Annotated in this window: 28 protein-coding genes, 1 pseudogene and 1 other annotated feature; of the genes and pseudogenes, 23 read left to right on the top strand and 6 right to left on the bottom strand. The window is 41.0% G+C overall.

The features are described from left to right. The first annotated feature begins 68 nt into the window (after positions 1-68). From BA1DRAFT_RS13555 to artM, 5 genes are all read left to right on the top strand, one after another. Complete coding sequence (locus BA1DRAFT_RS13555; protein WP_036780057.1) at positions 69-968, top strand: LysO family transporter; 900 nt, start codon at positions 69-71, stop codon at positions 966-968. Between the two features lie 305 nt (positions 969-1,273). Beyond that, positions 1,274-2,002, top strand: coding sequence for an arginine ABC transporter ATP-binding protein ArtP (gene artP / locus BA1DRAFT_RS13550; RefSeq protein ID WP_036780054.1), 729 nt, complete (start codon positions 1,274-1,276; stop codon positions 2,000-2,002). A 19-nt stretch (positions 2,003-2,021) separates the two neighbouring features. Further along, positions 2,022-2,756, top strand: a complete 735-nt coding sequence (gene artJ, locus BA1DRAFT_RS13545) for an arginine ABC transporter substrate-binding protein (protein WP_036780051.1) — start codon at positions 2,022-2,024, stop codon at positions 2,754-2,756. A gap of 14 nt (positions 2,757-2,770) precedes the next feature. Beyond that, positions 2,771-3,487, top strand: a complete 717-nt coding sequence (gene artQ, locus BA1DRAFT_RS13540) for an arginine ABC transporter permease ArtQ (protein ID WP_036780049.1) — start codon at positions 2,771-2,773, stop codon at positions 3,485-3,487. Further along, a complete protein-coding gene (gene artM, locus BA1DRAFT_RS13535) occupies positions 3,487-4,155 on the top strand; it encodes an arginine ABC transporter permease ArtM (protein ID WP_036780047.1) in 669 nt (222 codons plus the stop codon). Before artQ ends, artM begins: the two co-directional genes overlap by 1 nt. A 53-nt stretch (positions 4,156-4,208) precedes the next feature. Here the strand turns inward: artM and rlmC are convergent, their stop codons facing one another. The 3 genes from rlmC to BA1DRAFT_RS13520 all read right to left on the bottom strand — a co-directional run bounded on the left by rlmC (position 4,209) and on the right by BA1DRAFT_RS13520 (position 6,303). Continuing rightward, positions 4,209-5,342, bottom strand: a complete 1,134-nt coding sequence (rlmC, locus tag BA1DRAFT_RS13530; RefSeq protein ID WP_036780045.1) for a 23S rRNA (uracil(747)-C(5))-methyltransferase RlmC — start codon at positions 5,340-5,342, stop codon at positions 4,209-4,211. Between the two features lie 24 nt (positions 5,343-5,366). Continuing rightward, positions 5,367-5,879: a type III secretion system chaperone family protein gene (locus BA1DRAFT_RS13525; protein ID WP_036780044.1), complete on the bottom strand. Its 513-nt coding sequence runs from the start codon at positions 5,877-5,879 to the stop codon at positions 5,367-5,369. A 91-nt stretch (positions 5,880-5,970) separates the two neighbouring features. After that, positions 5,971-6,303: a YbjC family protein gene (locus tag BA1DRAFT_RS13520; RefSeq protein WP_235201103.1), complete on the bottom strand. Its 333-nt coding sequence runs from the start codon at positions 6,301-6,303 to the stop codon at positions 5,971-5,973. Between the two features lie 159 nt (positions 6,304-6,462). Here BA1DRAFT_RS13520 and BA1DRAFT_RS13515 point away from each other — a divergent pair, with 159 nt between their 5' ends. From BA1DRAFT_RS13515 to BA1DRAFT_RS13505, 3 genes are all read left to right on the top strand, one after another. Further along, a complete protein-coding gene (locus BA1DRAFT_RS13515; protein ID WP_011145878.1) occupies positions 6,463-6,723 on the top strand; it encodes a GrxA family glutaredoxin in 261 nt (86 codons plus the stop codon). A gap of 525 nt (positions 6,724-7,248) precedes the next feature. Beyond that, positions 7,249-7,857: an undecaprenyl-diphosphate phosphatase gene (gene ybjG, locus BA1DRAFT_RS13510; protein ID WP_036780095.1), complete on the top strand. Its 609-nt coding sequence runs from the start codon at positions 7,249-7,251 to the stop codon at positions 7,855-7,857. Positions 7,858-8,672: 815 nt separating this feature from the next. Beyond that, on the top strand, positions 8,673-9,971 hold the full coding sequence (locus BA1DRAFT_RS13505) for an HAAAP family serine/threonine permease (RefSeq protein ID WP_036780040.1): 1,299 nt from the start codon (positions 8,673-8,675) through the stop codon (positions 9,969-9,971). A 76-nt stretch (positions 9,972-10,047) separates the two neighbouring features. Here BA1DRAFT_RS13505 and BA1DRAFT_RS13500 read toward each other — a convergent pair whose 3' ends face one another. Continuing rightward, positions 10,048-10,872 carry a hypothetical protein gene (locus tag BA1DRAFT_RS13500; RefSeq protein ID WP_036780037.1) on the bottom strand — a complete coding sequence of 275 codons (825 nt, stop codon included), beginning with the start codon at positions 10,870-10,872 and terminating at the stop codon, positions 10,048-10,050. Between the two features lie 889 nt (positions 10,873-11,761). On the opposite strand from BA1DRAFT_RS13500, the gene BA1DRAFT_RS13495 reads away from it, so the two are divergent. The 3 genes from BA1DRAFT_RS13495 (at position 11,762) to BA1DRAFT_RS13485 (ending at position 14,867) form a co-directional block, all read left to right on the top strand. Then, entirely contained in the window at positions 11,762-12,076 is a 315-nt protein-coding gene (locus BA1DRAFT_RS13495; protein WP_036780034.1) for a hypothetical protein, read from the top strand. A 1,019-nt stretch (positions 12,077-13,095) separates the two neighbouring features. Then, positions 13,096-13,434, top strand: coding sequence for a hypothetical protein (locus tag BA1DRAFT_RS13490; RefSeq protein WP_036780031.1), 339 nt, complete (start codon positions 13,096-13,098; stop codon positions 13,432-13,434). A 578-nt stretch (positions 13,435-14,012) separates the two neighbouring features. Beyond that, a complete protein-coding gene (locus BA1DRAFT_RS13485; RefSeq protein WP_036780028.1) occupies positions 14,013-14,867 on the top strand; it encodes a hypothetical protein in 855 nt (284 codons plus the stop codon). Between the two features lie 92 nt (positions 14,868-14,959). On the opposite strand, the gene BA1DRAFT_RS13480 is transcribed toward BA1DRAFT_RS13485, so the two are convergent. Further along, complete coding sequence (locus BA1DRAFT_RS13480; protein ID WP_036780025.1) at positions 14,960-16,159, bottom strand: serine hydrolase; 1,200 nt, start codon at positions 16,157-16,159, stop codon at positions 14,960-14,962. A gap of 181 nt (positions 16,160-16,340) precedes the next feature. Here BA1DRAFT_RS13480 and BA1DRAFT_RS13475 point away from each other — a divergent pair, with 181 nt between their 5' ends. Then, positions 16,341-16,961: a glutathione S-transferase family protein gene (locus BA1DRAFT_RS13475; protein ID WP_036780023.1), complete on the top strand. Its 621-nt coding sequence runs from the start codon at positions 16,341-16,343 to the stop codon at positions 16,959-16,961. Between the two features lie 6 nt (positions 16,962-16,967). Here BA1DRAFT_RS13475 and BA1DRAFT_RS13470 read toward each other — a convergent pair whose 3' ends face one another. Continuing rightward, complete coding sequence (locus tag BA1DRAFT_RS13470) at positions 16,968-17,795, bottom strand: SDR family oxidoreductase (protein WP_036780021.1); 828 nt, start codon at positions 17,793-17,795, stop codon at positions 16,968-16,970. Positions 17,796-18,080: 285 nt separating this feature from the next. On the opposite strand from BA1DRAFT_RS13470, the gene hisL reads away from it, so the two are divergent. From hisL to BA1DRAFT_RS13425, 11 genes and pseudogenes are all read left to right on the top strand, one after another. Further along, positions 18,081-18,128, top strand: a complete 48-nt coding sequence (hisL, locus tag BA1DRAFT_RS24665) for a his operon leader peptide (protein WP_109791964.1) — start codon at positions 18,081-18,083, stop codon at positions 18,126-18,128. Beyond that, positions 18,104-18,226: a sequence feature (His leader region), on the top strand. (Overlaps the previous gene by 25 nt.) Positions 18,227-18,252: 26 nt before the next feature. Next, positions 18,253-19,152 (top strand): ATP phosphoribosyltransferase, encoded by a 900-nt coding sequence (hisG, locus tag BA1DRAFT_RS13465; protein ID WP_036780019.1) that lies wholly within the window; start codon positions 18,253-18,255, stop codon positions 19,150-19,152. A gap of 6 nt (positions 19,153-19,158) precedes the next feature. Next, a pseudogene (gene hisD, locus BA1DRAFT_RS23185) lies at positions 19,159-20,478 on the top strand (histidinol dehydrogenase); the annotation flags it as partial. Continuing rightward, positions 20,479-21,582 carry a histidinol-phosphate transaminase gene (gene hisC, locus BA1DRAFT_RS23180; RefSeq protein ID WP_036780090.1) on the top strand — a complete coding sequence of 368 codons (1,104 nt, stop codon included), beginning with the start codon at positions 20,479-20,481 and terminating at the stop codon, positions 21,580-21,582. Next, the gene (hisB, locus tag BA1DRAFT_RS13450; RefSeq protein ID WP_036780016.1) at positions 21,582-22,649 is read left to right on the top strand and encodes a bifunctional histidinol-phosphatase/imidazoleglycerol-phosphate dehydratase HisB; all 1,068 of its coding nucleotides are present in this window, start codon (positions 21,582-21,584) and stop codon (positions 22,647-22,649) included. Before hisC ends, hisB begins: the two co-directional genes overlap by 1 nt. Beyond that, positions 22,649-23,254: an imidazole glycerol phosphate synthase subunit HisH gene (gene hisH / locus BA1DRAFT_RS13445; RefSeq protein ID WP_036780013.1), complete on the top strand. Its 606-nt coding sequence runs from the start codon at positions 22,649-22,651 to the stop codon at positions 23,252-23,254. Before hisB ends, hisH begins: the two co-directional genes overlap by 1 nt. Positions 23,255-23,259: 5 nt before the next feature. After that, positions 23,260-23,997 carry a 1-(5-phosphoribosyl)-5-[(5-phosphoribosylamino)methylideneamino]imidazole-4-carboxamide isomerase gene (hisA, locus tag BA1DRAFT_RS13440; RefSeq protein WP_036780010.1) on the top strand — a complete coding sequence of 246 codons (738 nt, stop codon included), beginning with the start codon at positions 23,260-23,262 and terminating at the stop codon, positions 23,995-23,997. Next, complete coding sequence (gene hisF, locus BA1DRAFT_RS13435) at positions 23,979-24,755, top strand: imidazole glycerol phosphate synthase subunit HisF (protein WP_036780008.1); 777 nt, start codon at positions 23,979-23,981, stop codon at positions 24,753-24,755. Before hisA ends, hisF begins: the two co-directional genes overlap by 19 nt. Then, entirely contained in the window at positions 24,749-25,354 is a 606-nt protein-coding gene (gene hisIE / locus BA1DRAFT_RS13430) for a bifunctional phosphoribosyl-AMP cyclohydrolase/phosphoribosyl-ATP diphosphatase HisIE (protein WP_036780006.1), read from the top strand. The genes hisF and hisIE overlap by 7 nt, the downstream gene beginning before the upstream one ends. A gap of 151 nt (positions 25,355-25,505) precedes the next feature. Then, positions 25,506-25,628 (top strand): helix-turn-helix domain-containing protein, encoded by a 123-nt coding sequence (locus tag BA1DRAFT_RS24820; RefSeq protein ID WP_072164804.1) that lies wholly within the window; start codon positions 25,506-25,508, stop codon positions 25,626-25,628. Positions 25,629-25,922: 294 nt separating this feature from the next. Beyond that, positions 25,923-26,672 carry a YaaW family protein gene (locus tag BA1DRAFT_RS13425; RefSeq protein ID WP_036780003.1) on the top strand — a complete coding sequence of 250 codons (750 nt, stop codon included), beginning with the start codon at positions 25,923-25,925 and terminating at the stop codon, positions 26,670-26,672. The last annotated feature ends 122 nt before the right edge of the window (positions 26,673-26,794 follow it).

The following is a 26,794-nucleotide window of genomic DNA, read 5'->3' as shown; positions in this document are numbered from 1 at the left end:
GTCTTTACAACCGATTTTTATACTAGATTTGGATAAAAAGACATTAACTGTTTTACAGGATGTTAATTATGTACTCTGGGCTGCTGATCATTCTTTTGCCGTTAACGCTAGGCTATCTTATCCATTTGAATAATAAGGCATTGTTAAATGCTATTCATCGCCTTCTTAACGCGATGGTTTATATCATCCTGTTTTTAATGGGGATCAGCTTGGCTTTGTTGGACGATTTAGGCCGCAACCTCTTCTCTATCTTTCAATATGCAATAACATTTTTTTTATGTATTTTTACAGCTAATATGCTAGCGTTATTCCTGCTTGAAAAACGCGATCCTTGGATTGTTAGTCCACATAAACAGGAAAAACCGCCTTCCCGTTTACATATGATCTTCGAATCACTGAAATTATGTGGTGTGCTGATTTTAGGTTTCCTGCTTGGGCTCACTGGCTGGTCATGGCTACGCTTCTCCAATCCTGCCAGTAAAATCGCCTTAATCGTTTTACTGCTATTCGTCGGTATTCAATTACGCAACAGCGGTATGAGCCTGAAACAGATATTACTAAACCGCCGTGGTGCCATTATTGCGATTATCATTGCTGTCAGCGCGCTTATCGGCGGTACAATTGCAGCACTTATTCTCGGACTTCCAGTGAAAACAGGTTTAGCATTAGCTTCTGGTTACGGCTGGTATTCCCTTTCTGGCATCTTACTTTCCGACGCTTACGGGCCAGTAATCGGCAGTGCCGCATTCTTTAATGATCTGGTGCGCGAACTGGCGGCAATTATGTTAATTCCAGTTCTAATCAATCGATATCGTTCAAGCGCTCTAGGATTAAGCGGTGCAACCTCGATGGATTTTGTCTTGCCAGTATTACAACGGTGTGGTGGAGTCAGTATTGTTCCAGCAGCAATAGTTCACGGTTTTATACTGAGTTTGTTAGCGCCCTTACTGATGGCATTCTTTACTTAACCAGAATTTGAGCCACAATTAATACTTGATGTCATCAATAACGGTTCGGACGCTTCATTTGTCATAAGTCGTCCGCTGCCGCTGCTTGCCCTATATGCTTACTCACTGTGGTCGATTCATCCTCCCACAGTATGGCAACAGAATAAATAAGCTTTTGTTGATAAATCACACAAGGAGAGAATAGAGCACGTTAATCAGGCATGTAATTGAAATATCAATTAATAATATTCTGTGCATAAGATGTTGCATAATTATGCTAACGGGTTTAGCATCGAAATAAATCACTGACTATTCAGAATAAAAGCATGAGTATTCAATTAAAAAGCATTGATTGCTATTACGGTGTCCATCAAGCACTGTTTGATATTAATCTTGAGTGTTCTCTAGGGGAAACAATGGTTTTGCTAGGGCCAAGCGGTGCCGGTAAAAGTACGCTGTTGCGAGTATTAAACCTGCTGGAAATACCACGATCCGGCCAGTTACATATAGCTAATCATCAATTCGATTTCGAACAAACACCAGGAACAAAGGAGATTCGTTCTCTACGCCAGAATGTAGGTATGGTTTTTCAGCAATATCACTTGTGGCCCCATCTTACCGTTATGGATAACCTGATCGAAGCACCCTGTCGCGTGTTGAATTTATCCAGGCAACAGGCACAGGAAAAAGCGAATAAGCTTCTTTCCCGTTTGCGCTTAGATGATTTTGCTGGCCGCTTCCCACAACATTTATCTGGAGGACAACAGCAACGGGTTGCTATCGCACGCGCATTAATGATGGAACCTCAGGTTTTATTATTTGATGAACCAACGGCAGCATTGGACCCAGAAATTACAGCACAGGTTGTCAATATCATCCATGAATTATCTGCAACGGGCATTACACAGATTATCGTTACCCATGAAGTGGAAATCGCCCGCAAGGCCGCGAGCCGTGTCGTATATATGGAAAACGGCCGCATTGTAGAACAAGGTGATATCGGCCATTTTACCCAACCACAAACCAAAGCCTTTGCTAATTATCTATCACACTAACTATTAATAGGATATAGCGATGAAAAAACTACTTTTTGCAGCCCTCTTAGGCACAGTAACTTTATCTGCAACCGCCACGGAAAAAGAGACCATTCGTTTTGCCACAGAAGCCACTTATCCTCCATTTGAGTTCATCGATGCAAATAATAAAATTCAGGGTTTTGATGTCGATTTGGCCAATGCTCTCTGTGAGAAAATTAATGCAACATGTACCTTCACTAACCAATCCTTTGATAGCCTGATCCCCAGTCTGAAATTCCGTCGCTTCGACGCTTTAGCCGCCGGTATTGATATCACTCCTGAGCGCCAAAAGCAGGTTGATTTTACTAACACTTATTACGACAACTCAGCGGTTTTTATTTCCGTTAAAGGTAAAGTCTCCAGCGTAGCAGAGCTGAAAGGCAAACTTGTAGGTATCCAGAATGGTACAACTCACCAGAAGTATCTGATGGAACAACGAAAAGAGATTAAAACCGTTCCTTATGACAGCTATCAAAATGCGATTCTGGATCTGAAAAATGGCCGTCTGGACGCCGTTTTCGGTGACACTGCCGTTGTTAACGAGTGGCTGAAAAAGAATGAAAATTTAAATACCATCGGTAACAAAGTCACCGACAAAAATTACTTTGGCATCGGTTTAGGGATTGCCGTTCGTAAGGGTAACAAAGCGCTACAAGATAAATTTAATAAAGCACTTGCCGACATCAAACGAGATGGTACTTATGACATCATCTATAAAAAATGGTTTAAATAAGTCGCTGAATCTCCATGAATGAATTCCAATCTCTAACAAGCGCCGCCGGCATCACCGTCGGCCTTGCCGTGTCTGCATTAGTGCTTGGTCTGATTTTAGCCATGCTATTTGCCGCCTGGGAATCAGCCCGTTGGAAACCCTTTGCCATACTTGGCACCTGTTGGGTCACTCTGTTCAGAGGATTGCCGGAAATTTTGGTCGTGCTGTTCGTCTACTCCGGCGCGTCACAACTTCTCCTGATACTGGCTGATGGCTTTGATGTTTATCTTATCTTCTGGCATCCCAGAGTTCAGATAGAGATTCAAAACTTTTATGTCAGTCCATTTCTTTGTGGCGTCATTGCACTTTCCCTGCTCTACTCTGCCTATGCATCCCAGACACTCCGTGGTGCGATAAAAGCCATTCCTGTCGGCCAATGGGAAGCCGGTCAAGCATTAGGTCTTGGTCGCACTGAAATATTTTTCCGCCTGATCATGCCCCAAATGTGGCGACATGCTCTACCGGGGCTCGGCAACCAATGGTTAGTTTTGTTGAAAGATACCGCATTGGTATCGCTTATTAGTGTGAATGAGCTGATGCAGCAAACCAAAAGTATTGCCACACGCACTCAAGAACCTTTTACCTGGTATATGATCGTGGCGCTTATCTATCTGGCTATTACTCTGATCAGTCAGTTTATTTTGAAGAAAATTGAGATGCGTACCACTCGCTTTGATCGGAGTGTTCCCTGATGCTTGAGTATATTCAACAAATTTTACCGGGGTTGACAACCAGTCTGAGCCTGACCGTCACAGCGCTTTTTGTTGCTTTCATGATGTCCGCCCTGTTCACTATGGTTCTGACCATGAAATTGCCGGTACTGACACAACTGGTAAAAACCTATATTACTCTGTTCACCGGTACGCCTTTGCTAGTGCAGTTCTTCCTGATTTACTACGGACCGGGGCAATTTCCATCCATAAAAGCGTACCCGTGGCTTTGGCAATTACTGTCTGAGCCCTGGCTGTGTGCAATGGTAGCACTGGCGCTTAACAGTGCGGCATATTCTACTCTGCTATTCCACGGCGCGGTAAAGGCAATTCCTGCTGGTCAGTGGCAATCCTGTCAAGCGTTGGGCATGTCTAAAGCACAATCTATGCGGATATTGCTGCCCTATGCTTTTAAACGGGCGTTATCTTCCTATTCCAACGAAGTTGTATTGATTTTCAAAAGTACCTCTCTCGCAAGTACGATTACTTTGCTGGAAGTCATGGGATACAGTCAGCTGCTATTCGGCCGTAATTATGATGTGATGGTTTTTATCGCCGCAGGGGTGATTTATCTATGTGTTAACGGAATCCTGACTTTACTGATGCGAATGATTGAACGCCGTGCACTCGCTTTTGAGCGCCATAACTAAATGGGATGGGCGGTTCTTCTAGAACCCCCATTCCCCACATATTCTTTCGTTATTTAATCGTAACTTAACCTCAATAACGTTAAAACTTCGTAATGCTCGGTATGGGGAAACATATCAAACAACTGTGTCTTTTCTACACGATAGTTGGCTAGTGCCGCAATATCTTTCGCCATTGTCTGAGCGTTACAGCTTGAATAAAGAATATAATCCGGCGCCATTTTACTGAGATAATCGCACAACGCTTTACCAATTCCCCGACGAGGTGGGTTTACCAAAACCAATTGCGGAATTTGCTCTTTCGCCACGGCGAAATTTGTCGAGTCCAAAGCTTGAAACTCGATATTTTCCAAACCCAGTATTTTTGCCGAATCACGGGCACAATCAATGGCTTCGGGGCTGATTTCGATTCCGGTTAAACAGGTGTTTTTATCTACGCAATGCAGACCAAAACCCCCAACACCACAAAATAGATCCCACATGCTACTGATTTTCAATTCACGAACCCAACGCCCTGCTGTTGCATACAATTCAGAAGCCATGTTCGGGTTAGTCTGGAAAAAACTATGTGGACGAATGTAAAGAGGAATACCATTGAACTGTTCCTTGAGCGCTTTTTGCTCAGTAAATAGGATCTCTGTTTCTCCCTCTAAGATCGCCATATGGATCGGCTGAATATTAGCAGAGATCACCGTAAGCTGTGGCAATTGCTCAAGCAACCGGGGCAAGGAACGCTCCAATTGAGCAATTTTCGTTTCAGAACGCAGTACAAAACGCAACATCATTTCACCGCTATGACGGCTTTCTGTCAGCAACAAATATTTTAGTTCACCCCGCTTACGAGCAACGTTATACGGCGTCAACCCGGCATAAGCAATGAACGATTTAACAACATCGAATACAGGCTGAAAATGTGCTGGATAGAGGGGACAATTACACAGATCAACCGCCGTGCCATCACGATACAGCATACCTAGTAATGGACGTTCTACACTGCCACTGACGACCATTTTGGCTTTGTTACGAAAAGCGTCTGATTGGCTGGCGATTGGAGGTAACCATTGATTCACAAGGGTTTGAGATAATAACTGTTTTAAATTCTGCTGTTTATCTTCTAACTGCTTAGAATAGGGTTTTTCAAGCCACTGACAAGAGTGACAATGCCCCGCAGAATAATGCGTACATTGCATTGTAGGATAACCGTGTTGGAAATATTAGTGCAAAGTAAAAGTCGGCGCTTTAGCAGAAGTTTGTGCTTCTTCTTCCTCTTCAATGTCACCCTCAATTTCGATATCACGATTAATATACAGCAAGTTATTACTGTGAATTTCAAAAATCACACCTGCAATCTGCTCTTCGCTTTGTTGCAAGAAATGAGAAAACTGGGAAAAAGTCAGCCCGGCTGAAATAAGGAAAGATTGACACACCACCAGTTTCGGTAAATTTTCATCCTGAATATCAAGAAAAGCCTTGATTGTCAGGGAACTGGCATTAATCTGGCTTAGATTAGCCATCAGAGGAATAATGGCGGTTGGTTTAACTTCAGCCAATGCAGAAAACAAGATTACATTGTCTAACAGATCAATTTTGGCATCAAATAAACCATCAATATTCTGCATATGAGGTAGATGCAGCGCTTGGCATGAATCGCACTCAAAGTAGGAAATTTTGAGCTGATCCAACCACTCACGCAATACCGATAAGTCAGGAATGACAAGTGAACTCATCTAACAACCCCATACAACGGAAAATGAAAAAGCGCTATAGCTTACGAAATAATTCTTTATCGCGCTATCACCAATAACTGATAAATTATTTTTATCTACCGTTATCACTACCTTCTGCCTTATTTTTACTCTCTTTTTTATGATCAATTCCCAGAAAAGAGAGACCACACACTGCACGCCAAATGATATTAACCGCAGCGGGGACCAAACAACCCACGCCGGTGAAAATCATAACAACATGTGCTTCTGGCGTCATTAGTAAATCTGTTAAGACGACAATATCATTAATAGTCAAATATGCTAGAAGCAAGCAGCCAATACCGATAATTTCTAGCAGGATAACCTGTTTTGGCATATCTGCCAATGAACTCATACTGCTTTGACGACTTTTCATCACACCCTCTTTAACAACCTGATGCTGCATTATACTACCGAAAACTCTGTTACCAAAATTGGTATGTTGAATTAAAACAAAAGGCAATTTCTGCTTTTTTTTACAAATCTATGCAGGCATAGTAGCGTTCAAATAGGCATGAACAACACATCAAACCGCATTATTTTAATATAACCAAGAGGAGTGTATATGTTTACTGTGATTTTCGGTCGTCCTGGCTGCCCATACTGTGTCCGCGCGAAAGAGCTGGCGGAACGACTGAAAGAGCAACGTGATGACTTTGATTTCCGTTATGTTGATATTCACGCAGAAGGTATTACTAAAGCTGATCTGGAAAAAACGGTTGGCAAACCCGTAGAAACGGTTCCACAGATTTTCGTTGACGAGAAGCATATTGGTGGCTGTACAGACTTCGAAGCATACGTGAAGGAACACCAACTGCTACAATAATCGAACTTCCCCCTTTGCTTTATTGTGGTAAAAATCGCCGTTGATTATTAGCCGCAGTGGACTCGGTTGATTTGTGCAAAAAATGTTATTTTCACCAAACTGAAAAAAAATCTGATTTTTTTTCTTATCACGAAGAACTTTCTTGCCAAGTCGTAGTCTGAGTTAATGCCACTGCTTTTCTTTGATATCCCAATATTGAGGAACCCGATAGTCATCCACTTTGGTTCAAGACTATCGGGTTTTTTTATCGTTTGAAGAATATACCGTCATAAACACATAACCGATTCTACAAATGATCAAACTATCAACTACTTGTACTATCACTTCGGTAATCCAGAAACTATTATCATATATATCAATTACTTGCTTAGTTTCTGTCATGACGATTACCTGTATTTCCTTGACCGAAATATAAACCAAACATAAATAACATCAACAATTACGCTTTACTCACAAGTCGGCCAACTTTACTCTCTTGCGTCCGACTATCGTGATGTACATAAGTGACTATATGTGAGGCCCGATTTGTTAGAACAAATAAATCATGATCTGTTTACTTTTTTCAATGCTACACCTGAATCATCACCAGCCATGATTGCAATAGCGGTGTTCATTGCAAAATATCTGGTTCTTATTTTCCCTCTAACATTGGTTAGTTTCTGGTGCTGGGGTTCAGAGCGTACTCTCCCTTATCATCGGGTTATCGTCAGTAAAACCACCATTGCCTTCTGTTTTGCCATGCTAACCTCATACTGTATCGGTTTACTCTGCCCTCACGACCGCCCTTTTGCAGAAGGTTTTGGTTATAACTTTCTGCCTCACGCACCAACAACCTCATTCCCAAGTCACCACGGAACAGCTGTCTTCACTTTCGCTTTATCCTTTCTATTCTGGTATAGAATTTGGCCAGGCTTATGTATGATGGCAATTGCACTGGCTATCGCATGGGCCAGAGTCTATTTAGGCATTCATTGGCCGATGGATATGGTCGGAGCATTTATCGTCAGCCTAATGGGATGCACTTTTGCGCAAATAATCTGGAGCCTGTCTGGTGAAAGTTTACAAAAAAGATTGAACAGCCTGTACCAACGTTGCTGCGCTTTTCCTATCCGTAAAGGCTGGATAAAAAGCTAGTAACATAAATGCAACTTAATAACTTGAGATAAACAAACCCTATTTTAACATCTATTTGCGCTTAAATTCAGCTCAACGATTTTCATATAAATCAATAAATCTGTATAAATCACTATGTAAATAGATATACAACGAAGGAGATTATTAAAACTTGATCAAAGGATAGAGAGTACATCTTTCATGCATATTATTGATGCCATTAATCCATTATCCTGGTTTTATATATATCTTTCACAAAAATACAAACATGACATCAGAGATAGCTATTTTTAAAATTCGGTAATAAATTGATATTTATCAATTTATTAACCATTTCTTCTATTTGTTATTTCCATTTATTAATATGTAAACGAATAGACAAGAAATAACAAAAACATAAGATAATAATGAGAGTTGAGTAATGGGAAAATTGAGGTTATAATTTGACCTCGTTAAAATTCGCAATATTTAGGCAACAATTACACTAAATCTCGCAACATGATGACTTTTCGAGATATATTCCGCATTTGAGACTATGATCACGGTACTATTCACTAAAAATCGCTATCTTGCCGCTATCAAAAGTCTGGTCTTAAAATTTCCAGACTTTCTTTCAAAAAAGAAAGTAAAGCGAAAATTTTGGATTATTAATTTAAAGTCCAATTTTCGACCAAGATGTTAATGTGGTAATAAAAACGTTTAAATAAACACCAAAGATATTTAAAGAATTTATTTTTTATAAAGAAAGAGTTAGGCCACATGTATTTGCATTTATTGCATACTTGCGGCATTGTAATTTCGTTTTTTAATTTACCGCGTTATTCTCGGAGATAACTATGGATATGACTCAAACAGGTACAATCGCATCGCAGGCGACCAGCCCAAGCGATTATAAAACCTGGCGTAAATCAGATACAGTATGGATGCTTGGCTTATACGGCACCGCGATTGGCGCCGGTGTATTATTCTTACCTATCAACGCTGGTATTGGCGGCCTGCTGCCTCTTCTGGTGATGGCACTACTGGCTTTCCCTATGACTTTTTTCGCCCATCGCGGGATGTGTCGTTTCGTTCTATCGGGTAAAAACCCAGGTGAAGATATTACCGAAGTCGTAGAAGAGCACTTTGGCAACCTGGCAGGTAAACTTATCACCCTGCTCTACTTCTTCGCTATCTACCCGATTCTGTTGGTTTACAGCGTTGCTATTACCAACACCGTAGACAGCTTTATTGTTCACCAATTACATCTGCCATCACCTCCTCGCGCCCTGCTGGCTCTGATCCTAATTATTGGCATAATGACCATCGTTCGTTTCGGTGAACAGGCTATTGTTAAGGCGATGAGTGTGCTGGTATTCCCATTTGTTGCTGTTTTGATGCTGCTGGCGTTCTATCTGATCCCTAACTGGAACACCGCAATCTTTGAAAACATCACCATCTCTGCATCAGGTGCAAGTCATGGGCTGCTTATTACGCTATGGTTGGCAATCCCGGTAATGGTATTCTCCTTCAACCACTCGCCAATTATCTCGGCGTTTGCCGTGGCAAAACGTGAAGAGTATGGTGAGAATGCTGAGAAAAAATGCTCCCGCATCTTGGCATACGCCCATATCATGATGGTTGCCACTGTGATGTTCTTCGTATTTAGCTGCGTATTGAGCCTGTCTCCAGAAAATCTGGCAGAAGCCAAAGCACAAAATATTTCTATCCTCTCTTATCTGGCTAACCACTTTAATACGCCAGTGATTGCCTACATTGCTCCGTTTATTGCATTCATAGCCATTACCAAATCTTTCCTTGGTCATTATCTGGGAGCGCGTGAAGGCTTTAATGGTATGGTTATTAAGACGTTGCGTGACCAAGGCAAAACTATTGAGCCTAAAAAGCTGAATCGTATCACGTCCATTTTCATGTTAGTCACGACTTGGATTGTTGCGACTCTGAACCCAAGTATTTTAGAAATGATAGAAAGACTGGGTGGCCCTGTTATCGCAATGCTGCTGTTCATTATGCCAATGTATGCAATCCGCAAAGTTCCTGCAATGCGCAAATATGGCGGCAAACTAAGTAACCTATTTGTCATCTTTATGGGATTGGTGGCTATCTCTGCGGTCCTCTATTCACTGTTTGCATAGATAAACACGACTTGGTTGCTGTTCTCTTTAAACGAACAGCAACCAAATAATGATATGAGCTAACCGACGGAAAAATTTAAGCTTCCCTCCACTTCACCCAATCCCCTTGCTGTTCATCATATTGCCATAAATCGTCCTCGTTAAAATATCCGCGTTCATCTATTGGCACCCCCTGCTCCTCTTCTTCGTCCCATTGTTGACGCAACTTATCTGGCAGGATATAAGGCGTCTTGGTCGCAATCTCCCCGGTAAAAGGAAACCTATTGCCTGTCTCTTCAAGACGGATAAATCTGGCATCAGTAGGAATATTAGAGATAACTACAGCCTCGGTTGTTGAAGGAAAGAGAATATAACCGTTAATCAGCGGGAAATATCGTGGTAAACCCGGTTTATACGGCGGCGGAATGATATCAACGGCATTCCACATAAGATGATAATCTAACCCCTCATCGTTATTAGGCCCCATTGGATAACCTTGGTAAAAATAACGGTTATGAACGGAATAATTACCCGTCAATACATATGCAATATAAAAATAGTAACTAATCAGATCGACTTCTTCTGTTCTGAACGTACCGAATATTGAATGTAAAGGAAATGTTCCCATACCGCCAAGGAGACCAAGAACTTCATACTGTTCATCATGACCATATTGATCAATATATTTCCCAGTCTTGATTTTCGACACCTGTATATCGGTCAAAATATTATCGCGTCCATTACTTGGGTTGAATCTATATCGACCATAAAGAAAATGCAAACTATCTTCATAAATGTAAGTAAATTGCTCCTGATTAAGCATACGGAGAGGATTAGGCTTATCCGTCCATCGCTTGTCAGTACTTAAGTTATTGCGATTTCCGAAACGGATAGAAAGCGCTAACGGATCAAGATATGACATATAACCACCTTCATCATAGAACAGTGAGCCTATACGCCCATTAGAAAACGATAATTATTTTTCCAACAACGACTTAACGCTATATTATCATGCCAATTGATAACTACCTCCCAGGCATTATCTCAAATATGTTACTGCTAAGGCACTAAATGCACATATTAACTCCCTGCCAAGAATAAGCAATCTACGTCTATATTCAATAGAATAATGAATTCTAATTATTTTATTTCTAATAACATTCTTCTATTGATAAATAGAAAATTGCTCTAATACAATTTAGCCTTAATATTGAAATAGTTATTTGCATGGCTATTTTATTTACTATTGAGTTTTTTAAATAATAGACCAATACTTCATAAAGAAAAGTTTTTTTTATAAAAAACACATACAATATCTCATTTACATTAATATTTATATAAATTTCAAATAAATAAATTAACCATATTTATTTACAACAATTAAAAATATAATTTAAATTTTTAATTATCAAGCTAATCATTCAAAACAAATAAATTACAAATAACATTTTAATTTGATCTAATTATATGAAATATAAAAACTTCCGGTTGTTTTATATTTATCATGTTGACAATTTATTTTCTATTTTTAGCAATATAACTCTACTTATCAATTAATTACATTATTTTTTCAAATTTATTTGACAACCTATAAATGGCACCTATAGTTATATGTGTTAGAGAAAATGTTATATGCCAATTAAAAATGTTAACTGTCCTATATTTTTAGTGCGAAAAAAATTTCTTATGTAGATTGCTTTTATAGTAGAAGTACCAACCACCTTATATTTCTCAAACAAACGGTTTTCCGTTAATTATTCAGAGACAATATAGGTCATTTATTAATTAATTTATATTTTGGAGTTTATATTATGATTAACGACATGCATCCTTCTTTAATCAAAGACAAAGATATGGTAGACGACGTAATGTTACGTAGCTGTAAAGTCATTGCAATGAAAGTTATGCCAGACAAAGTTATGCAAGTCATGGTGACTGTATTAATGCTTGATGGCACATCTGAAGAAATGCTTTTAAAATGGAATCTGCTAGATAATAGAGGCATGGCGATTTATAAAGTCCTGATGGAAGCACTTTGCGCGAAGAAAGATGTGAAAATAGGAACCGTAGGAAAAGTTGGTCCTCTCGGTTGCGATTATATTAATTGCGTAGAAATCTCTATGTAAAATAATCGCCTGTGAAATGCTTGAGCCAAATAATAGATTCCTAATAGAAACTCTATCTGATTGAAGCGATTTCATTAATCGCGAAATACAGTACTTTTGTGATAGGAGTTTGGCACAGCATTTCTCTGGTATAATGAAGCTGATTCTTATAACAGCACATTCTACCCTATTTGAGGCAGAGCGTAATATTAACGCTCTGCCTGGTTGTATTTAATATAAAAATATAAATTCATAAAAATAATATAAAATAAAACTCCAAAAAATTATAATTAATTAACCAGTTATCTATTTCATACAGACAATATCAATATATTATTATCAAAATTTAATTTCGTTCGAAAACATTTCTTATAAAAACCACCTTTAGGATAGAACACAGCCCCCATTCAATCTTAAAAAGACAAGGTATAACAATATCCCATTATTGTACACTGTGAATAATTAACAACATATGTAATTACATCAATAACATTCGCAATATATAATTATTAATAAAATATCATACACTCAGGCATTATTAACATTAAAATAGATTCAAATTAATTAATTTCAAACGTTGCAGTTATATATATCTATGCGAAATATTATAGGGTAATAATAATTTCATAATGTTTTATCTGAATATTAACTAGAAAACAGAAATTTAAACCATTCACTACATACTGGCTGTTCATTTCAATGCCTACAGCTTATTTCTTACCCATACTCTATTAATAAGAACATCCTGTATAAATAATCCCTACTAGAGCAGATTGTTAATTTTTTAATTTCAACGACACGAAATAAATATCAATATTATTTTTTGATTAGAGTGATACCTTTGATTATTATAACCATTTAGAGGAAATATATTATTGGCAACATTTTAACAGCATCAATAATTATATAACACAGATAAACTTTTAATATGGATTACAATTACCAATTATCTTATATTTCTTCGGCGGACAAATTACTGTTCTGCACATTTTGGTAAAAAATTCTATTGTTCAATTACATTAAATTAAAAGGTTAACACGATGAACTATGCAAATCCTGCTTCTAATGAAGCGGCAACAGAAAATAAACCTGAAAACACTTCTCCAACTCCTAATTACTATTTCGCTGTTGGTACAGTAACTTCAGTTCAAGCTGCACCTGATCAAAACCAATTGCAAGTGACTGTAACTATGCAATTCCCTAACGGCAAATTTAACTATCTGTTATGGTGGAATGCGCAGGACTACAGAGGTGCTGCACTGTATCATCTTCTTCTGAACGCTTGCAGTAATAACAAACGTGTAAATATAACTTCTTCATCAGCGGTTTCTCCTGGTGGTTACAATTATATCTACAACGCAACATTGTTGGCTTCTTAATATAAAGTCATAAATTGCTAAATAGCTGCGCCTAATTCCTTATTGCTACAATAGAAATTGAGTGTAGTATTTCTCTGGTAGAACAAAGCTGATGTTGAGTAAAAGCTAACAGTATTTTCTACCAGAGATTCCCTTCTCCAGGCAGGTCCTTAATCACAAGGTTCTGCCTGTTCTCGCAACACCGTTTTAAATTCACGATAATTAATAAATAATATCTTATTTCAATAATGCTATTTCGGTGTCATTAATCTATATGCAATGAATCTAAAAATCATTTCAAATAGAAAATAAAAACCTAGAAGAGTAATAAAAAGATAATAATAGACCTGAAATTAATCCTAATAAATTTATTGATCATACATTTAACACACCCAATAACAACATATTAAAACAATTGTATTAAATCTACTTATGGACATTAATATTTTAATTTTTTACAAATTAATTTCTTATCTAATATTACCTATAAAATAATTAAAATCCATTTTCTTGACAAATATCAATAACGCTTACTACTATTTTTAATGCTTGAATATCTATTTTTCTCTCACTCATTTCTCTTCATAATAGGTGATAAAATGTCAGAAGAAAGCCAACGTATTAAACAGCCATCCTCCGGTTACGCAACAGATCATTTCTACGATGGAGCATGGCATAGAGCCGTCAAATTTGTTGAGGGCAGTGTTGAATTTTTTGATGTTTATGATGTTATATTTGAGGGGATTACTTACCAATCTCCACCGATCTTAGTTTCTGAGAATCTCATTATCGTTCCCATAGCAAAAGATGAAGTTGCCTGGAACAGTAAAATAGAGATATATGGTGCTATTGGCACTGGAGAAAGTGAAAAGATTTTTTCTGACGGTGATGCTGTCCGACCTTTTGCTGGTGAACTTGATGTTTCAAATCCTCAGGAACCTCTTGTTATTTTCGGCGGAGGCAATGTTAGTCGTTTTCCCAACTACACAGCCAATGTCAATGGGGTTGAATATGGTGGTTTGATTATAGATCCAGAAAAGAATTCAATATCCTTATTACACCCCATTGAAGATGGAAAACTGATGGTATTTGGTAAAACTGAAACTGGCAAAAATGTCATTGTCTTTGAAATAGAAACTGAAGGTGAAAATAAACCGCTTAATGGATGGGTAGAGTTTCATGACGTAGCAACCTGTATTCTATTCAGAAGTGGTGATTTAACAGGATTCGCTAATAGCTATGAACTCCGATATGAAGGAACATCAACCCGCAATTATCGAGGTTTATCACCTACGCATATTCGCTACGAAAATATTGGTCATCATGTTAAAACTGAGGTTGAATTATGGGCTTACTGGCAAGATAAACCTGATGGTGTCTTATTATTCAAAGGCCGGTACAACGGATCTGCTGTAAAAAACAACAAACGTTGCTCTCTGGATGAAAAAAAATAAGTGTAAAACGTGCGCGGCAAAATGCCGCGCCCTAAGCAAGGCAGAATATAACTCCACCCAACCTGCCGCATAAACCACACATTGACATCAAATCAACCAAAAATCGCCTTAAACCAACCACTCACTTTCATCACAATCAAATCCCAAATGCGACTAAAAAAGCCACCTTCCTCCACCGCCTCTTTAACTACCAAAGGACGTTGTTCAATCACCTTATCCCCTAATTGGAAATTAATCACACCGACAACCTGATTTTTCGCCAAAGGCGCTGTCAATGGCGTCTGATTTAACGTGTAACTGGCTTTCAGATTTTTTAGCTGCCTACGAGGAATGGTGAGCGCCGCATCTTTTTCCACGCCAAGAGCAACATCTGAACGATCGCCATACCAAACCTTTTCTGAAACAAACGGTTCGCTAGCTTTAATGGGCGTCACTGTTTCATAAAAACGGAGTCCCCATGCAAGTAATTTTTCACTTTCGGCGAAACGAACCCGATCACTTGGCGCACCTAGTACAACAGAAATCAGCCGCATAGGTCCCTCTGTCGCTGAAGCAACCAGGTTATAACCAGCGCCGCTGGTATATCCGGTTTTCACACCATCAACATTTATATTCTTATTCGACAACAATCGGTTACGGTTAGGCTGTTGGATTTTATTAAAGGTAAATGTTTTCTCTTTATGCAGGGCATACTCATCAGGCACATCACGGATCATGGACTGACTCAATATCGCCATATCACGCGCAGTACTGAATTGACCCTCAGCATCCAATCCATGAACCGTGCGAAAATGGGTGTTAGTCAACCCAAGTGCTTTTGCATAATTATTCATCAGACTAACAAATACATCCTGACTACCCGCCACATAATCAGCTAAAGCAATGCTGGCATCATTGCCAGACTGAATGACAACGCCACGATTCAAATCGATCACTTTTACCCTGTCACCGGGTTTAAGAAACATGAGAGAAGAACCTTTCAATATGGGATTACCCGTCGCCCAAGCATCCTTTCCCACAGTAACGATATCTTCCGGCGTGATTTTTCCCGCTTTTATCGCCTGACCAACAACATAACTGGTCATAATTTTTGTCAGACTGGCTGGATCGAGCCGCTCATCGGGATTTCCCGCTGCCAAGATTTTACCGCTGTCATAATCCATTAACACATAAGCTCTAGCGTCCACTGGTGGAACGACAGGTTCATCCGATGCATAAACACAGGCACTTACCATTGATGCCACTGTCAGCACCGCAGTAGCACATTTCATCGCCAGACTTTTCCTCATCATCGCTCCCCTTTATTTAATAAGAAAAAATGTCAAATTCTTATTAATATAAAATGTTGTACGATAAGAAACCAACATAAACAGTGTAAAGATTGTGCTGATCATTGGTTTTCATGTAATCCAATAAAGCATATTGGTAGCAAATAACCGACTTTCTTAATTATCCCAATTCAAGGAGAAGCCCATGCTAACCATTTGGGGCCGTAAAAACTCTTCCAATGTAAAAAAAGTGCTCTGGTGTCTGAAAGAGCTCAATGTACCGTACAACCAGATCAATATTGGCGGTAAATTTGGCAAATTGGACGACCCACAATATCTAAAAATGAACCCAAATGGGCAAATCCCTTGTTTACAAGAAGGCGATTTTATTTTGTGGGAATCTAACGCAATCGTTCGTTATCTTGCAGCGAAATTTGGTAAAGATGTGCTTTATCCGCAAGATCTACAGGAAAGGGCAAATGCCGATAAATGGATGGATTGGGTTGGTTCACATCTGTTTCCTCATATCAAACAACTCGTGATAGGTTTTATTCGTACACCGGAAGCAGAGCGGGATCAAAAACAAATAGAACAAACTCTGACTGAAATCGAAAAACTGATGAAAGTGCTCGATAACACCCTGGCAGCACAGAAATATCTTTCTGGCGATAAATTTGGCATAGCTGATATTGCATTAGGACCCATGATTTATCCTTGGCTTAACATCCCAATCAAACGTCCATCTCTGCCAAATATTGAACGCTGGTATCAATTAATGGCAGAAAGACCAGCGTTCAAAGAAATTGTCATGATCGAGTTAAGTTGAGAAAAATCAGCTCATTGGCATCCATCTAGGATCGGGATATTGATACTTAAATCCTAACTCCTGGCAAATACGGCTGCCATCAACAATTCTGCTGCGCACCTGAGTTTCTTCTCTGGAAAACTCAGGTGGAACTAAATCAAGCTGATTACTGGCCTTAGGATAAAATTCAGCTTTGGTTGGGTGAACAGGCGCACATAAATTATAAATATGCCCACCATTAGTCCTCTGAATTAATAAATTAATGGCTGAAATCACATCATCCTGATGAACTAAATTGACCGGCTGATTCCCCCCTTTAACGTCCTTTTTTCCCGCCAGAAAACGCCCGGCATGACGATCACTGCCTACCAAACCGGCTAAACGTAAAATATCAACGGAAATATTTGGCAGTTTGTGCAACCAATTCTCTAATTCAACCAATGCCTGAGCGGAAGACGTTTCAGGGCAAAAAGGCGCATCTTCATTGAGATTACCCGCAACAAAGCCATAAACAGAAGTAGAACTGGTGAAAATAATCCTTGGCACGGAGTATGAAAGAGCAGTATCAACAATTAACTGAACTGCCTTAACATAGTTATAACTGCCCCCCGCCGTGTGGCTTGCCGGTAAAGTGATGATCATCACATCGGCTACCATCAGTTGCTCCAAATCATCAAGCGCACAATTGATCTGAGGCTCCAGTTGTAACAAATAACATTCGATACCAGACATACGTGCTGCCTCTACACCATCTGGCGTCGTTTTACTGCCAACAACCTGCATGCCACTACGACTCAATGCCTTAGCTAATGGCATCCCCAACCACCCCAGACCGATAATGGAAACTTTTTTCATCACCACTCCTTCATATGCCTGATATTATTTTGATTATGCAAACAATTTGAACATTAAGCCACTGTTATTATTGGTCCTGTATCTCTCCCACAGAAAACAATATTTCGAGTAAAAACAAAACATTATTACAATATAAATTGATTGTTAAAAAAATAGATTGATTTTAGACCGTCAAATCGTATAGGTTGAATAGCGAGCAAAAAATTTAACCTCTGCTGGTCAATGAATAAAAACAACCGGCGGTAAACAGTCACCAATAGCAATAATAAATAAAGAGAAACCGTTATGATCCGCATTCAATTTAGCCATTACCACCATCATCATCCTGATTAGTCTTTCAGGCGGTTGTGTGCTGGAAGACGTTTAGCGGATCTTCCGGTGGCATGAATGCGATAAAACCCTCGGAAGAATCCTTCCGGGGGTTTTTTTATGTTTTTGATTTTAAGTGGGAATAAAAATGTTAGATAAATCACGTTTACGTATCGCAATGCAGAAATCAGGCCGATTAAGCGAAGATTCACGAGAATTACTGGCTCGCTGTGGTATTAAAATTAATCTGCAACAACAGCGCCTAATTGCATTCGCGGAAAATATGCCAATTGATATCTTGCGAGTACGTGATGACGATATTCCAGGGCTGGTTATGGATGGTGTCGTTGATCTGGGTATTATCGGTGAAAATGTGCTGGAGGAAGAGCTATTAAACCGCCGCGCTCAAGGAGAAGATCCTCGTTATTTCACCTTGCGCCGTCTTGATTTCGGTGCCTGTCGCCTTTCACTGGCCGCGCCTCTAGACTACAACTATACTGGCGTCGAATGTTTACAAAATGCCCGTATCGCAACCTCTTACCCTCACCTGTTAAAACGTTATCTCGATCAGAAAAAAATCCACTTTAAATCCTGTCTGCTAAATGGCTCAGTTGAAGTTGCCCCGCGCGCCGGGTTAGCAGACGCTATCTGCGATCTGGTTTCAACTGGCGCAACACTGGAAGCGAATGGCCTGCGGGAAGTAGAAATCATCTACCGTTCCAAAGCCTGTCTTATTCAACGTGATGGTGAAATGCCTGCCGATAAACAGCAACTGATTGAGAAACTGTTGACCCGCATTCAAGGGGTGATTCAGGCCCGTGAATCCAAATACATCATGTTGCACGCACCAAGTGCAAAACTCGAAGAAGTGATTGCATTGCTGCCTGGGGCAGAACGTCCAACAATCCTACCGCTGGCGGGGGATCAGAACCGCGTTGCCATGCACATGGTAAGCAGTGAAACACTGTTTTGGGAAACGATGGAGAAACTTAAATCCCTTGGCGCCAGCTCCATTTTAGTATTGCCGATTGAAAAGATGATGGAGTAAACGAAAATGACTAACCGTTTCGATACCCTGATCCACTGGCAAGAATGCCATGACGACCAGCAAAGCAATCTACTGACACGCCCTGCTATTTCAGCTTCCGAAGAAATCTCCCGTACAGTGGAACAAATTCTGCATGCGGCAAAAGAATATGGCGATCACACTCTGCGTGAATTCAGCCGCCGTTTCGACAAAATGGTTACTGAAAATATCCGTATTGCGCCGGAAGAGATCGCTGCCGCAGAAAACAGCCTGAATGACGACATTAAACAGGCAATGCAACGGGCAATGAATAATATCCGCGTCTTCCACGAAGCACAGAAGCCTATAAAGATCGAAGTAGAAACCCAACCCGGGGTCTATTGTCAACAAGTAACACGGCCTATTGATTCTGTCGGACTCTATATCCCCGGTGGATCTGCCCCACTACTTTCTACCGTTTTGATGCTCGGAACACCTGCTCAAATAGCGGGCTGCCATAAAGTGGTACTTTGTTCTCCACCACCGATTGCCAATGAAATTCTCTATGCAGCCACACTGTGTGGAATTACGGAAATATTCCAGATTGGTGGCGCTCAAGCCATTGCTGCTATGGCATTTGGAACAGAATCCGTACCCAAAGTAGATAAGATTTTTGGTCCAGGTAACGCTTATGTTACCGAAGCCAAAAGACAAGTTAGTCAGCGCATAGATGGCGCTGCCATCGACATGCCTGCTGGCCCATCGGAACTGCTTATTATCGCCGATGCGGAGGCAAACCCCGTCTTTGTGGCTGCCGATTTACTTTCACAAGCAGAACATGGCCCTGACTCACAAGTGATATTGGTCACACCTGATGAAACATTAGCCAGGAAAGTGATAGAGGAAATCGAAAAACAGCTTACCCTGCTTCCTCGCAACCAGATTGCCGCCAAAGCACTAGCGCACAGCCGGGTTATTGTGACAAAAAGCCTGCAACAATGTGTAGAAATCAGCAACCGCTATGGCCCAGAGCACCTGATTATCCAAACCCGCCAGCCGGAACAACTGGTTGAAAAAATCACTAGTGCCGGCTCTGTTTTCCTCGGTGACTGGTCGCCGGAATCTGCGGGAGATTACGCATCAGGAACCAATCACGTACTACCAACTTATGGCTACACTTCAACCTATTCCAGCCTTGGTCTGGCAGATTTCCTAAAACGGATGACGATTCAACAACTGACGCCACAAGGGCTGCTGAACTTATCTCAAACCATTGAAACACTGGCGCGAGCAGAACAACTGACCGCTCATCAAAACGCTGTCACTTTACGGGTGGCGGCGCTGAATATTGCCGGTCAAGGAGTAAATATGAATAACATTTTTGATGCCAATCTATTGGCACGAGAAAATATCCGCAAATTAACACCTTATATGTCTGCCCGTCGCCTTGGCGGCAAGGGTGATGTTTGGTTGAATGCCAACGAATACCCACTAGCGCCTGATTTCCAATGCACTGAGCAAACATTAAACCGTTATCCTGACTGCCAGCCAGCCTCGGTTATCCGTCGTTACGCCGCCTATGCCGGCTTACAACCTGAGCAAGTGCTAGCCTGCCGTGGTGCTGATGAATCCATTGAACTTCTAATCCGCGTATTTTGTGAACCCGGACAAGATGTAGTTCTGTTTTGCCCTCCGACTTATGGTATGTACAGTGTCAGCGCTGAAACTTTTGGTGTCGAGCAAAAGAAAATCACCGCACTGGAAAATTGGCAACTGGATATCGAAGCGATCGAAAATAACCTTGACCGGGTAAAATTGATCTATATCTGTAGCCCTAATAATCCAACAGGAAACTCAATTAATCCTGATTCATTGCGTAAAATTCTGGAACTGACCGCCAATCGTGCAATTGTCACTATCGATGAAGCATATATTGAATTTTGCCCGGAAAATAGTATCGCAAGCTGGCTAAAAAACTATCCAAATTTAGTCATTTTGCGAACCCTCTCGAAAGCTTTTGCTTTAGCCGGTCTGCGCTGTGGATTTACTCTCGCATCTGTGGATATCATCACTCTGTTGTTAAAAGTGATTGCACCTTACCCGCTTTCTACTCCCGTTGCGGATATTGCAGCACAAGCACTGACAGCAAAAGGCATCGCCATTATGCAAAAACGCGTCATTGAGACCAGGAAGAACCGCGATTATTTGCAACAAGCCTTGAATAAATTGGCTATCGTTGAAAAGGTATTTCCCAGTGAAACCAACTACATATTGGTGAAATTCTATGACGCAGAAACTGTTTTCAAAACATTATGGCATCAAGGCATTATCCTGCGCGACCAGCGCAAACAGCCCGGTTTAGAGGGTTGTCTGCGGATCACCATCGGCAGCCGTAAAGAGTGTGAGCAGGTGGTTGAAGCCATCAACAACCTTTCCACTATAAATGAACAACCAAAGGAGACAACAAACTGATGAACCAGAAACTCCTTTTTATTGATCGGGATGGTACGCTGATCACTGAACCGCCAACCGATTTTCAGGTTGATCGTCTGGATAAACTGGCACTGGAAACCGAGGTTATTCCTGCGCTGCTTGCCTTGCAAAAATCGGGGTTCAGGCTAATTATGATCACCAATCAGGATGGTCTTGGCACAGACAGTTTTCCATTAGAACAGTTTGAACCGCCACATAACCTGATGATGCAGATTTTCAGTTCTCAAGGCATCCATTTTGATGAAGTTTTAATCTGCCCTCACAAACCAGAAGAGAACTGTCATTGCCGTAAGCCAAAAATCAAACTAGTAGAAAAATATCTGGCAGCAGGCTCGATGGATACCGCTAACAGCTACGTGATTGGCGACCGGGAAACCGATCTGCAACTGGCAAAAAATATGGGCATTCAGGGATTACGTTATCATCCGAAAAACTTTGGCTGGTCCTCCATCAGTGAACAACTGACCCATAAAGATCGCCATGCTCACATTCAACGTGTCACTAAAGAGACATCCATCAATATTGACGTTTGGCTCGACCGTGAAAGCGGCAGCGATATCAATACCGGCGTCGGGTTTTTTGACCATATGTTGGATCAGATTGCCACCCACGGAGGTTTCCGCATGAATGTTCAGGTTAAAGGCGATCTCTGTATTGATGATCACCACACCGTTGAAGATACCGGCCTGGCATTGGGGGAAGCACTGAAACTAGCTTTGGGAGATAAACGGGGCATCTGCCGATTTGGTTTTGTGTTGCCAATGGATGAATGCCTTGCCCGCTGTGCTCTCGATATCTCTGGTCGCCCTCATCTGGAATATAAAGCTGAATTCAAACACCAGCGGGTGGGTGATCTAAGTACTGAAATGATTGAGCACTTCTTTCGTTCACTCTCTTATACAATGGCCTGTACGCTGCATCTGAAAACGAAAGGCAGCAACGATCATCATAGAGCAGAAAGCCTGTTTAAAGCCTTTGGTCGCACACTACGTCAGGCGATTCGGATAGAAGGCGATGCATTGCCTAGTTCCAAAGGGGTTCTGTGATGAAAATCGTCATTCTCGATACTGGCTGCGCCAACTTGTCATCGGTAGCTTATGCCATCCGAAAATTAGGCTATCAACCTCAAATCAGCCAGGAAGCAGCGACGATCCTGGCAGCAGATAAATTACTTTTGCCTGGCGTCGGCACTGCCAATGCCGCAATGGATCAATTGACACAACGGGAGCTTATACCGTTAATTAAAGTACTCAGCCAACCTGTGTTAGGTATTTGCCTCGGCATGCAGCTATTCGCTGCCACCAGCGAAGAAAGCGATAATGTTACAAGTGATAATATCACCCTACTCGAAATTATTGATTCTCCCGTCCAAAAAATGGCTACTCATGGGCTTCCATTGCCACACATGGGCTGGAATCAAGTTCTGCCAAAAGCCGGACACCCATTATTCCGTGGTATTGAAAACAATGCCTATTTCTATTTTGTCCATAGCTACGCGATCCCGCTGAATACCTACACCATTGCGCAAACTGAATATAGTAATACTTTCAGCAGTGCAATCGCCAAAGATAACTTCTTTGGCGTGCAGTTTCACCCTGAACGTTCCGGTGCTGCCGGAGCCAGACTATTAAAGAATTTTCTGGAGATGTAAGCACAATGATCATACCGGCATTAGATTTGATTGATGGCAAAGTAGTACGGTTACATCAGGGGGATTATGCTCAACAACGGGACTATAAGTACGATCCCCTGTCACATTTTCAACAATATGAACAACAGGGAGCAAAACGGCTCCATCTGGTCGATCTGACCGGTGCTAAAGATCCATCCGCCCGCCAGCTTCCTTTACTGCGCAAATTACTTGCAGCGGTTTCTATACCTGTTCAAGTCGGCGGCGGCATCCGTACAGAAGAAGATGTGAAAACATTGCTTGATGCAGGAGCCAACCGGATAGTGATTGGCTCTATCGCCATAAAACAACCGGTACTCGTTACCCAATGGTTTAAACGTTTTGGTGCGGAAAATATTGTGCTGGCGCTGGATGTCCGTATCGATGATACAGGCATGAAACAAGTTGCCATCAATGGCTGGCGGGAAAATTCCTCCGTCACTCTGGAACAAGTTATTGAGCAATATCTGCCTTACGGGTTGAAATATGTACTGTGTACAGATATCTCCCGCGATGGCACTCTAACTGGCTCAAATGTTGAATTATATCGGTCAATTTGCCAATACTACCCACAAATCGCGTTTCAGGCTTCGGGTGGCATCGGCACGTTAAATGATATCGCTTCTCTGCCTGCCAGCGGCGTGGCCGGAGTGATTATTGGTCGCGCATTACTTGATGAGAAATTTACCCTGACGGAGGCAATTCAATGCTGGCAAAACGCATAATTCCTTGTCTTGATGTTCGTGATGGACAAGTGGTTAAAGGTGTTCAATTTCGCAATCACGAAACTATCGGCGATATTGTGCCACTCGCTCAACGGTATGCGGAGGAAGGGGCCGATGAACTAGTTTTCTATGATATCACTGCCTCATCTGATGGACGGGTAGTTGATAAAAGTTGGGTCGCCAAAGTTGCGGAAGTGATCGATATTCCTTTTTGCGTTGCCGGTGGGATCAAAACCATCGAAGACGCAGGGCAAATCCTCTCATTTGGGGCAGATAAAATCTCTATCAATTCCCCTGCCTTGGCCGATCCAACCTTGATTACCCGTTTAGCCGATCGTTATGGCGTTCAATGCATCGTCGTAGGGATTGATACCTGGTTTGATGAAAACACCGGCCGCTATCAGGTTTATCAGTTTACCGGTGACGAAAAACGCACAAAGGCTACTCAATGGCAAACCCTCGACTGGGTAAAAGAAGCTCAACGCCGTGGGGCAGGTGAAATCGTACTCAATATGATGAACCAGGATGGTGTTCGCAATGGCTATGATCTGACTCAACTAAAACAGGTGCGCGACGTTTGCCATGTTCCTCTCATTGCCTCTGGCGGCGCAGGGGCGCCAGAACACTTTCTTGATGCCTTTAAACAGGCAAATGTCGATGGCGCACTAGCAGCATCTGTATTTCATAAACACATTATTAATATTAGTGAATTAAAACAGTACCTTTCACAACAAGGCGTGGAGATAAGAACTTGCTGACCGCACAACAAATCGAAAAATTGGATTGGGAAAAAGTCGCTTATATGATGCCGGTTATTGTACAACATGCTATATCCGGCGATGTCCTAATGATGGGCTATATGAATAAAGAAGCACTGAATATCACTATTAGTTCGGGCAAAATCACTTTCTTTTCCCGCAGTAAACAACGTCTATGGACCAAAGGTGAAAGCTCCGGCCATTTTCTCAATTTGGTCAATATCTATCCTGATTGTGACAATGATGCCCTATTGGCACTCGCAGATCCAATCGGCTCTACCTGTCACTTTGGTACATACAGTTGCTTTACTCCGGCACAAACTGAATGGGGGTTTCTCTATCAGCTTGAAAAATTACTGGCAAGCCGCAAAACAGCCGACCCTGACCACTCATACACCGCAAAATTATATGCCAGCGGTACGAAACGAATCGCTCAAAAAGTGGGTGAAGAAGGAGTAGAAACTGCTTTGGCCGCGGTAGTTAATAACAGAGAAGAGCTAACGAATGAAGCGGCAGATCTGATGTATCACCTAATGGTTCTACTACAGGATCAAGAGCTGGATCTTAGCTGTGTTATTCGTCGATTACGGGAAAGATAAGGCAGAGATCAATTTAATTTCAGATCCTTATCCTATCAATGTTTTTTGGCATCTCCGCTGCTCTGGCCGAGTTTGAACGTGAGCTGAACACACTCTAGCAAGTCTGGCATCAGCATAGGTGTGCGGCAAGAAAGGCTGTCGGCCATTCAAAATGACTGCGGCTAAATTGTGTCCGGCCATGAGACAGCCGAAAATCAAGGTTAGCGAATTGTGCAAGGAACTTAGCATCACTCGACAAACGTTGTACCGACACATATCGCCGAAAGGTGAGTGACGTCCAGACAGATTGAAACTGCTTTCACACCCATGACGTCAGAATCTTCAATATCCCATCTGCTAACACGTGCTACACCAACGGTTCTAGATCAAATCCTCAGCGAACTCCTGATTAACCAACCGCAGAAAGCTTCCGCAATAAGATGCAGAGACCATTCATCAATATACTCTTTAGGGCAATGTCACCCACAGGTTGATATTTGATGCAAAAATAGAATAAAAATTATAAAATCCATGAGGTAATTTTTATTTCAATGGTTTTACTATTCACTGATTAAAGGAAAAAAGGAAGATGGCATATCGTTATGATGCAGACTTACAGTTTTTATCTGAATGTTCAGATAAACAACTTGAAGATTTGGTATATCTGTTAACTCACAATAAGAATGGAGAAAAAAGATGGACGGAAGAATTAACAACAAACGAACTATATAAATCTCAATATCCGAATCATAGTAAGTACTGGGAGGCTATCGCAACAGAGATACAATGCTTTGGTGGAAATACATTTGCTACAATTCTTAGAGGTGGTAAAGGTGTTTTATATAAGGAAATTCTGTGCGATGTATGCGATAAATTAAAAGTTAATTACAATAAAGATTCAGAAACAGTAACAATAGAAAACAATCTTTTGATGAAGATTATGACAGACGCATTAAGCTCAATGTCCACAGAGCAAATAAGAGAGTTAGGAGGCGAGCTAGGAATAAAAAACACATCAGGATTAACATCACAGGCCCTTACTGCTGGATTTCAAGCAATATTTAAAGCCGGGGGTTTTAAATCCTATCAGCTAACGGCCATAATCGTAAATCAGGTGATGAAAGCACTTATTGGACGAGGACTAAGCTTCGCGGCTAACGGGACATTGATGCGAACAATATCAGTATTAGCAGGTCCCATTGGCTGGGCAATTACAGGGACCTGGACAGCAATTGACATAGGAAGTGCGGCATATAGAGTCACAATCCCAGCAGTGATTCAGGTAGCTTTCTTAAGAAGCCAACAGTCAGCTAGAATTGCTGATGAAACGCAGATCTAAATTAACAATCACCTCCTCCAAATATATAGTAACCCGAATTCTGCTTAAGCCATCATTGAAATATCTTTCTCTGAGTAGAAAATTTTCAGTGATGGCTTTTTCAATTTAAGGCTGTAAGCAAT

Source organism: Photorhabdus aegyptia, from assembly GCF_000612035.1.
GTDB classification, from domain to species: Bacteria; Pseudomonadota; Gammaproteobacteria; order Enterobacterales; family Enterobacteriaceae; genus Photorhabdus; species Photorhabdus akhurstii.
Note: the sequence above shows the minus strand (reverse complement) of the source record. Positions and strands in the feature narration are given on the sequence as shown.

What these genes read in the sequence shown, in the direction of transcription:
- BA1DRAFT_RS13555 (WP_036780057.1), top strand. Translation starts at nt 69, where the DNA reads ATGTACTCTGGGCTGCTGATCATTCTTTTGCCGTTAACGCTAGGCTAT.
- artP (WP_036780054.1), top strand. Translation starts at nt 1,274, where the DNA reads ATGAGTATTCAATTAAAAAGCATTGATTGCTATTACGGTGTCCATCAA.
- artJ (WP_036780051.1), top strand. Translation starts at nt 2,022, where the DNA reads ATGAAAAAACTACTTTTTGCAGCCCTCTTAGGCACAGTAACTTTATCT.
- artQ (WP_036780049.1), top strand. Translation starts at nt 2,771, where the DNA reads ATGAATGAATTCCAATCTCTAACAAGCGCCGCCGGCATCACCGTCGGC.
- artM (WP_036780047.1), top strand. Translation starts at nt 3,487, where the DNA reads ATGCTTGAGTATATTCAACAAATTTTACCGGGGTTGACAACCAGTCTG.
- rlmC (WP_036780045.1), bottom strand. Translation starts at nt 5,342, where the DNA reads ATGCAATGTACGCATTATTCTGCGGGGCATTGTCACTCTTGTCAGTGG.
- BA1DRAFT_RS13525 (WP_036780044.1), bottom strand. Translation starts at nt 5,879, where the DNA reads ATGAGTTCACTTGTCATTCCTGACTTATCGGTATTGCGTGAGTGGTTG.
- BA1DRAFT_RS13520 (WP_235201103.1), bottom strand. Translation starts at nt 6,303, where the DNA reads ATGCAGCATCAGGTTGTTAAAGAGGGTGTGATGAAAAGTCGTCAAAGC.
- BA1DRAFT_RS13515 (WP_011145878.1), top strand. Translation starts at nt 6,463, where the DNA reads ATGTTTACTGTGATTTTCGGTCGTCCTGGCTGCCCATACTGTGTCCGC.
- BA1DRAFT_RS13505 (WP_036780040.1), top strand. Translation starts at nt 8,673, where the DNA reads ATGGATATGACTCAAACAGGTACAATCGCATCGCAGGCGACCAGCCCA.
- BA1DRAFT_RS13500 (WP_036780037.1), bottom strand. Translation starts at nt 10,872, where the DNA reads ATGTCATATCTTGATCCGTTAGCGCTTTCTATCCGTTTCGGAAATCGC.
- BA1DRAFT_RS13495 (WP_036780034.1), top strand. Translation starts at nt 11,762, where the DNA reads ATGATTAACGACATGCATCCTTCTTTAATCAAAGACAAAGATATGGTA.
- BA1DRAFT_RS13490 (WP_036780031.1), top strand. Translation starts at nt 13,096, where the DNA reads ATGAACTATGCAAATCCTGCTTCTAATGAAGCGGCAACAGAAAATAAA.
- BA1DRAFT_RS13485 (WP_036780028.1), top strand. Translation starts at nt 14,013, where the DNA reads ATGTCAGAAGAAAGCCAACGTATTAAACAGCCATCCTCCGGTTACGCA.
- BA1DRAFT_RS13480 (WP_036780025.1), bottom strand. Translation starts at nt 16,159, where the DNA reads ATGATGAGGAAAAGTCTGGCGATGAAATGTGCTACTGCGGTGCTGACA.
- BA1DRAFT_RS13475 (WP_036780023.1), top strand. Translation starts at nt 16,341, where the DNA reads ATGCTAACCATTTGGGGCCGTAAAAACTCTTCCAATGTAAAAAAAGTG.
- BA1DRAFT_RS13470 (WP_036780021.1), bottom strand. Translation starts at nt 17,795, where the DNA reads ATGAAAAAAGTTTCCATTATCGGTCTGGGGTGGTTGGGGATGCCATTA.
- hisG (WP_036780019.1), top strand. Translation starts at nt 18,253, where the DNA reads ATGTTAGATAAATCACGTTTACGTATCGCAATGCAGAAATCAGGCCGA.
- hisC (WP_036780090.1), top strand. Translation starts at nt 20,479, where the DNA reads ATGAATAACATTTTTGATGCCAATCTATTGGCACGAGAAAATATCCGC.
- hisB (WP_036780016.1), top strand. Translation starts at nt 21,582, where the DNA reads ATGAACCAGAAACTCCTTTTTATTGATCGGGATGGTACGCTGATCACT.
- hisH (WP_036780013.1), top strand. Translation starts at nt 22,649, where the DNA reads ATGAAAATCGTCATTCTCGATACTGGCTGCGCCAACTTGTCATCGGTA.
- hisA (WP_036780010.1), top strand. Translation starts at nt 23,260, where the DNA reads ATGATCATACCGGCATTAGATTTGATTGATGGCAAAGTAGTACGGTTA.
- hisF (WP_036780008.1), top strand. Translation starts at nt 23,979, where the DNA reads ATGCTGGCAAAACGCATAATTCCTTGTCTTGATGTTCGTGATGGACAA.
- BA1DRAFT_RS24820 (WP_072164804.1), top strand. Translation starts at nt 25,506, where the DNA reads ATGACTGCGGCTAAATTGTGTCCGGCCATGAGACAGCCGAAAATCAAG.
- BA1DRAFT_RS13425 (WP_036780003.1), top strand. Translation starts at nt 25,923, where the DNA reads ATGGCATATCGTTATGATGCAGACTTACAGTTTTTATCTGAATGTTCA.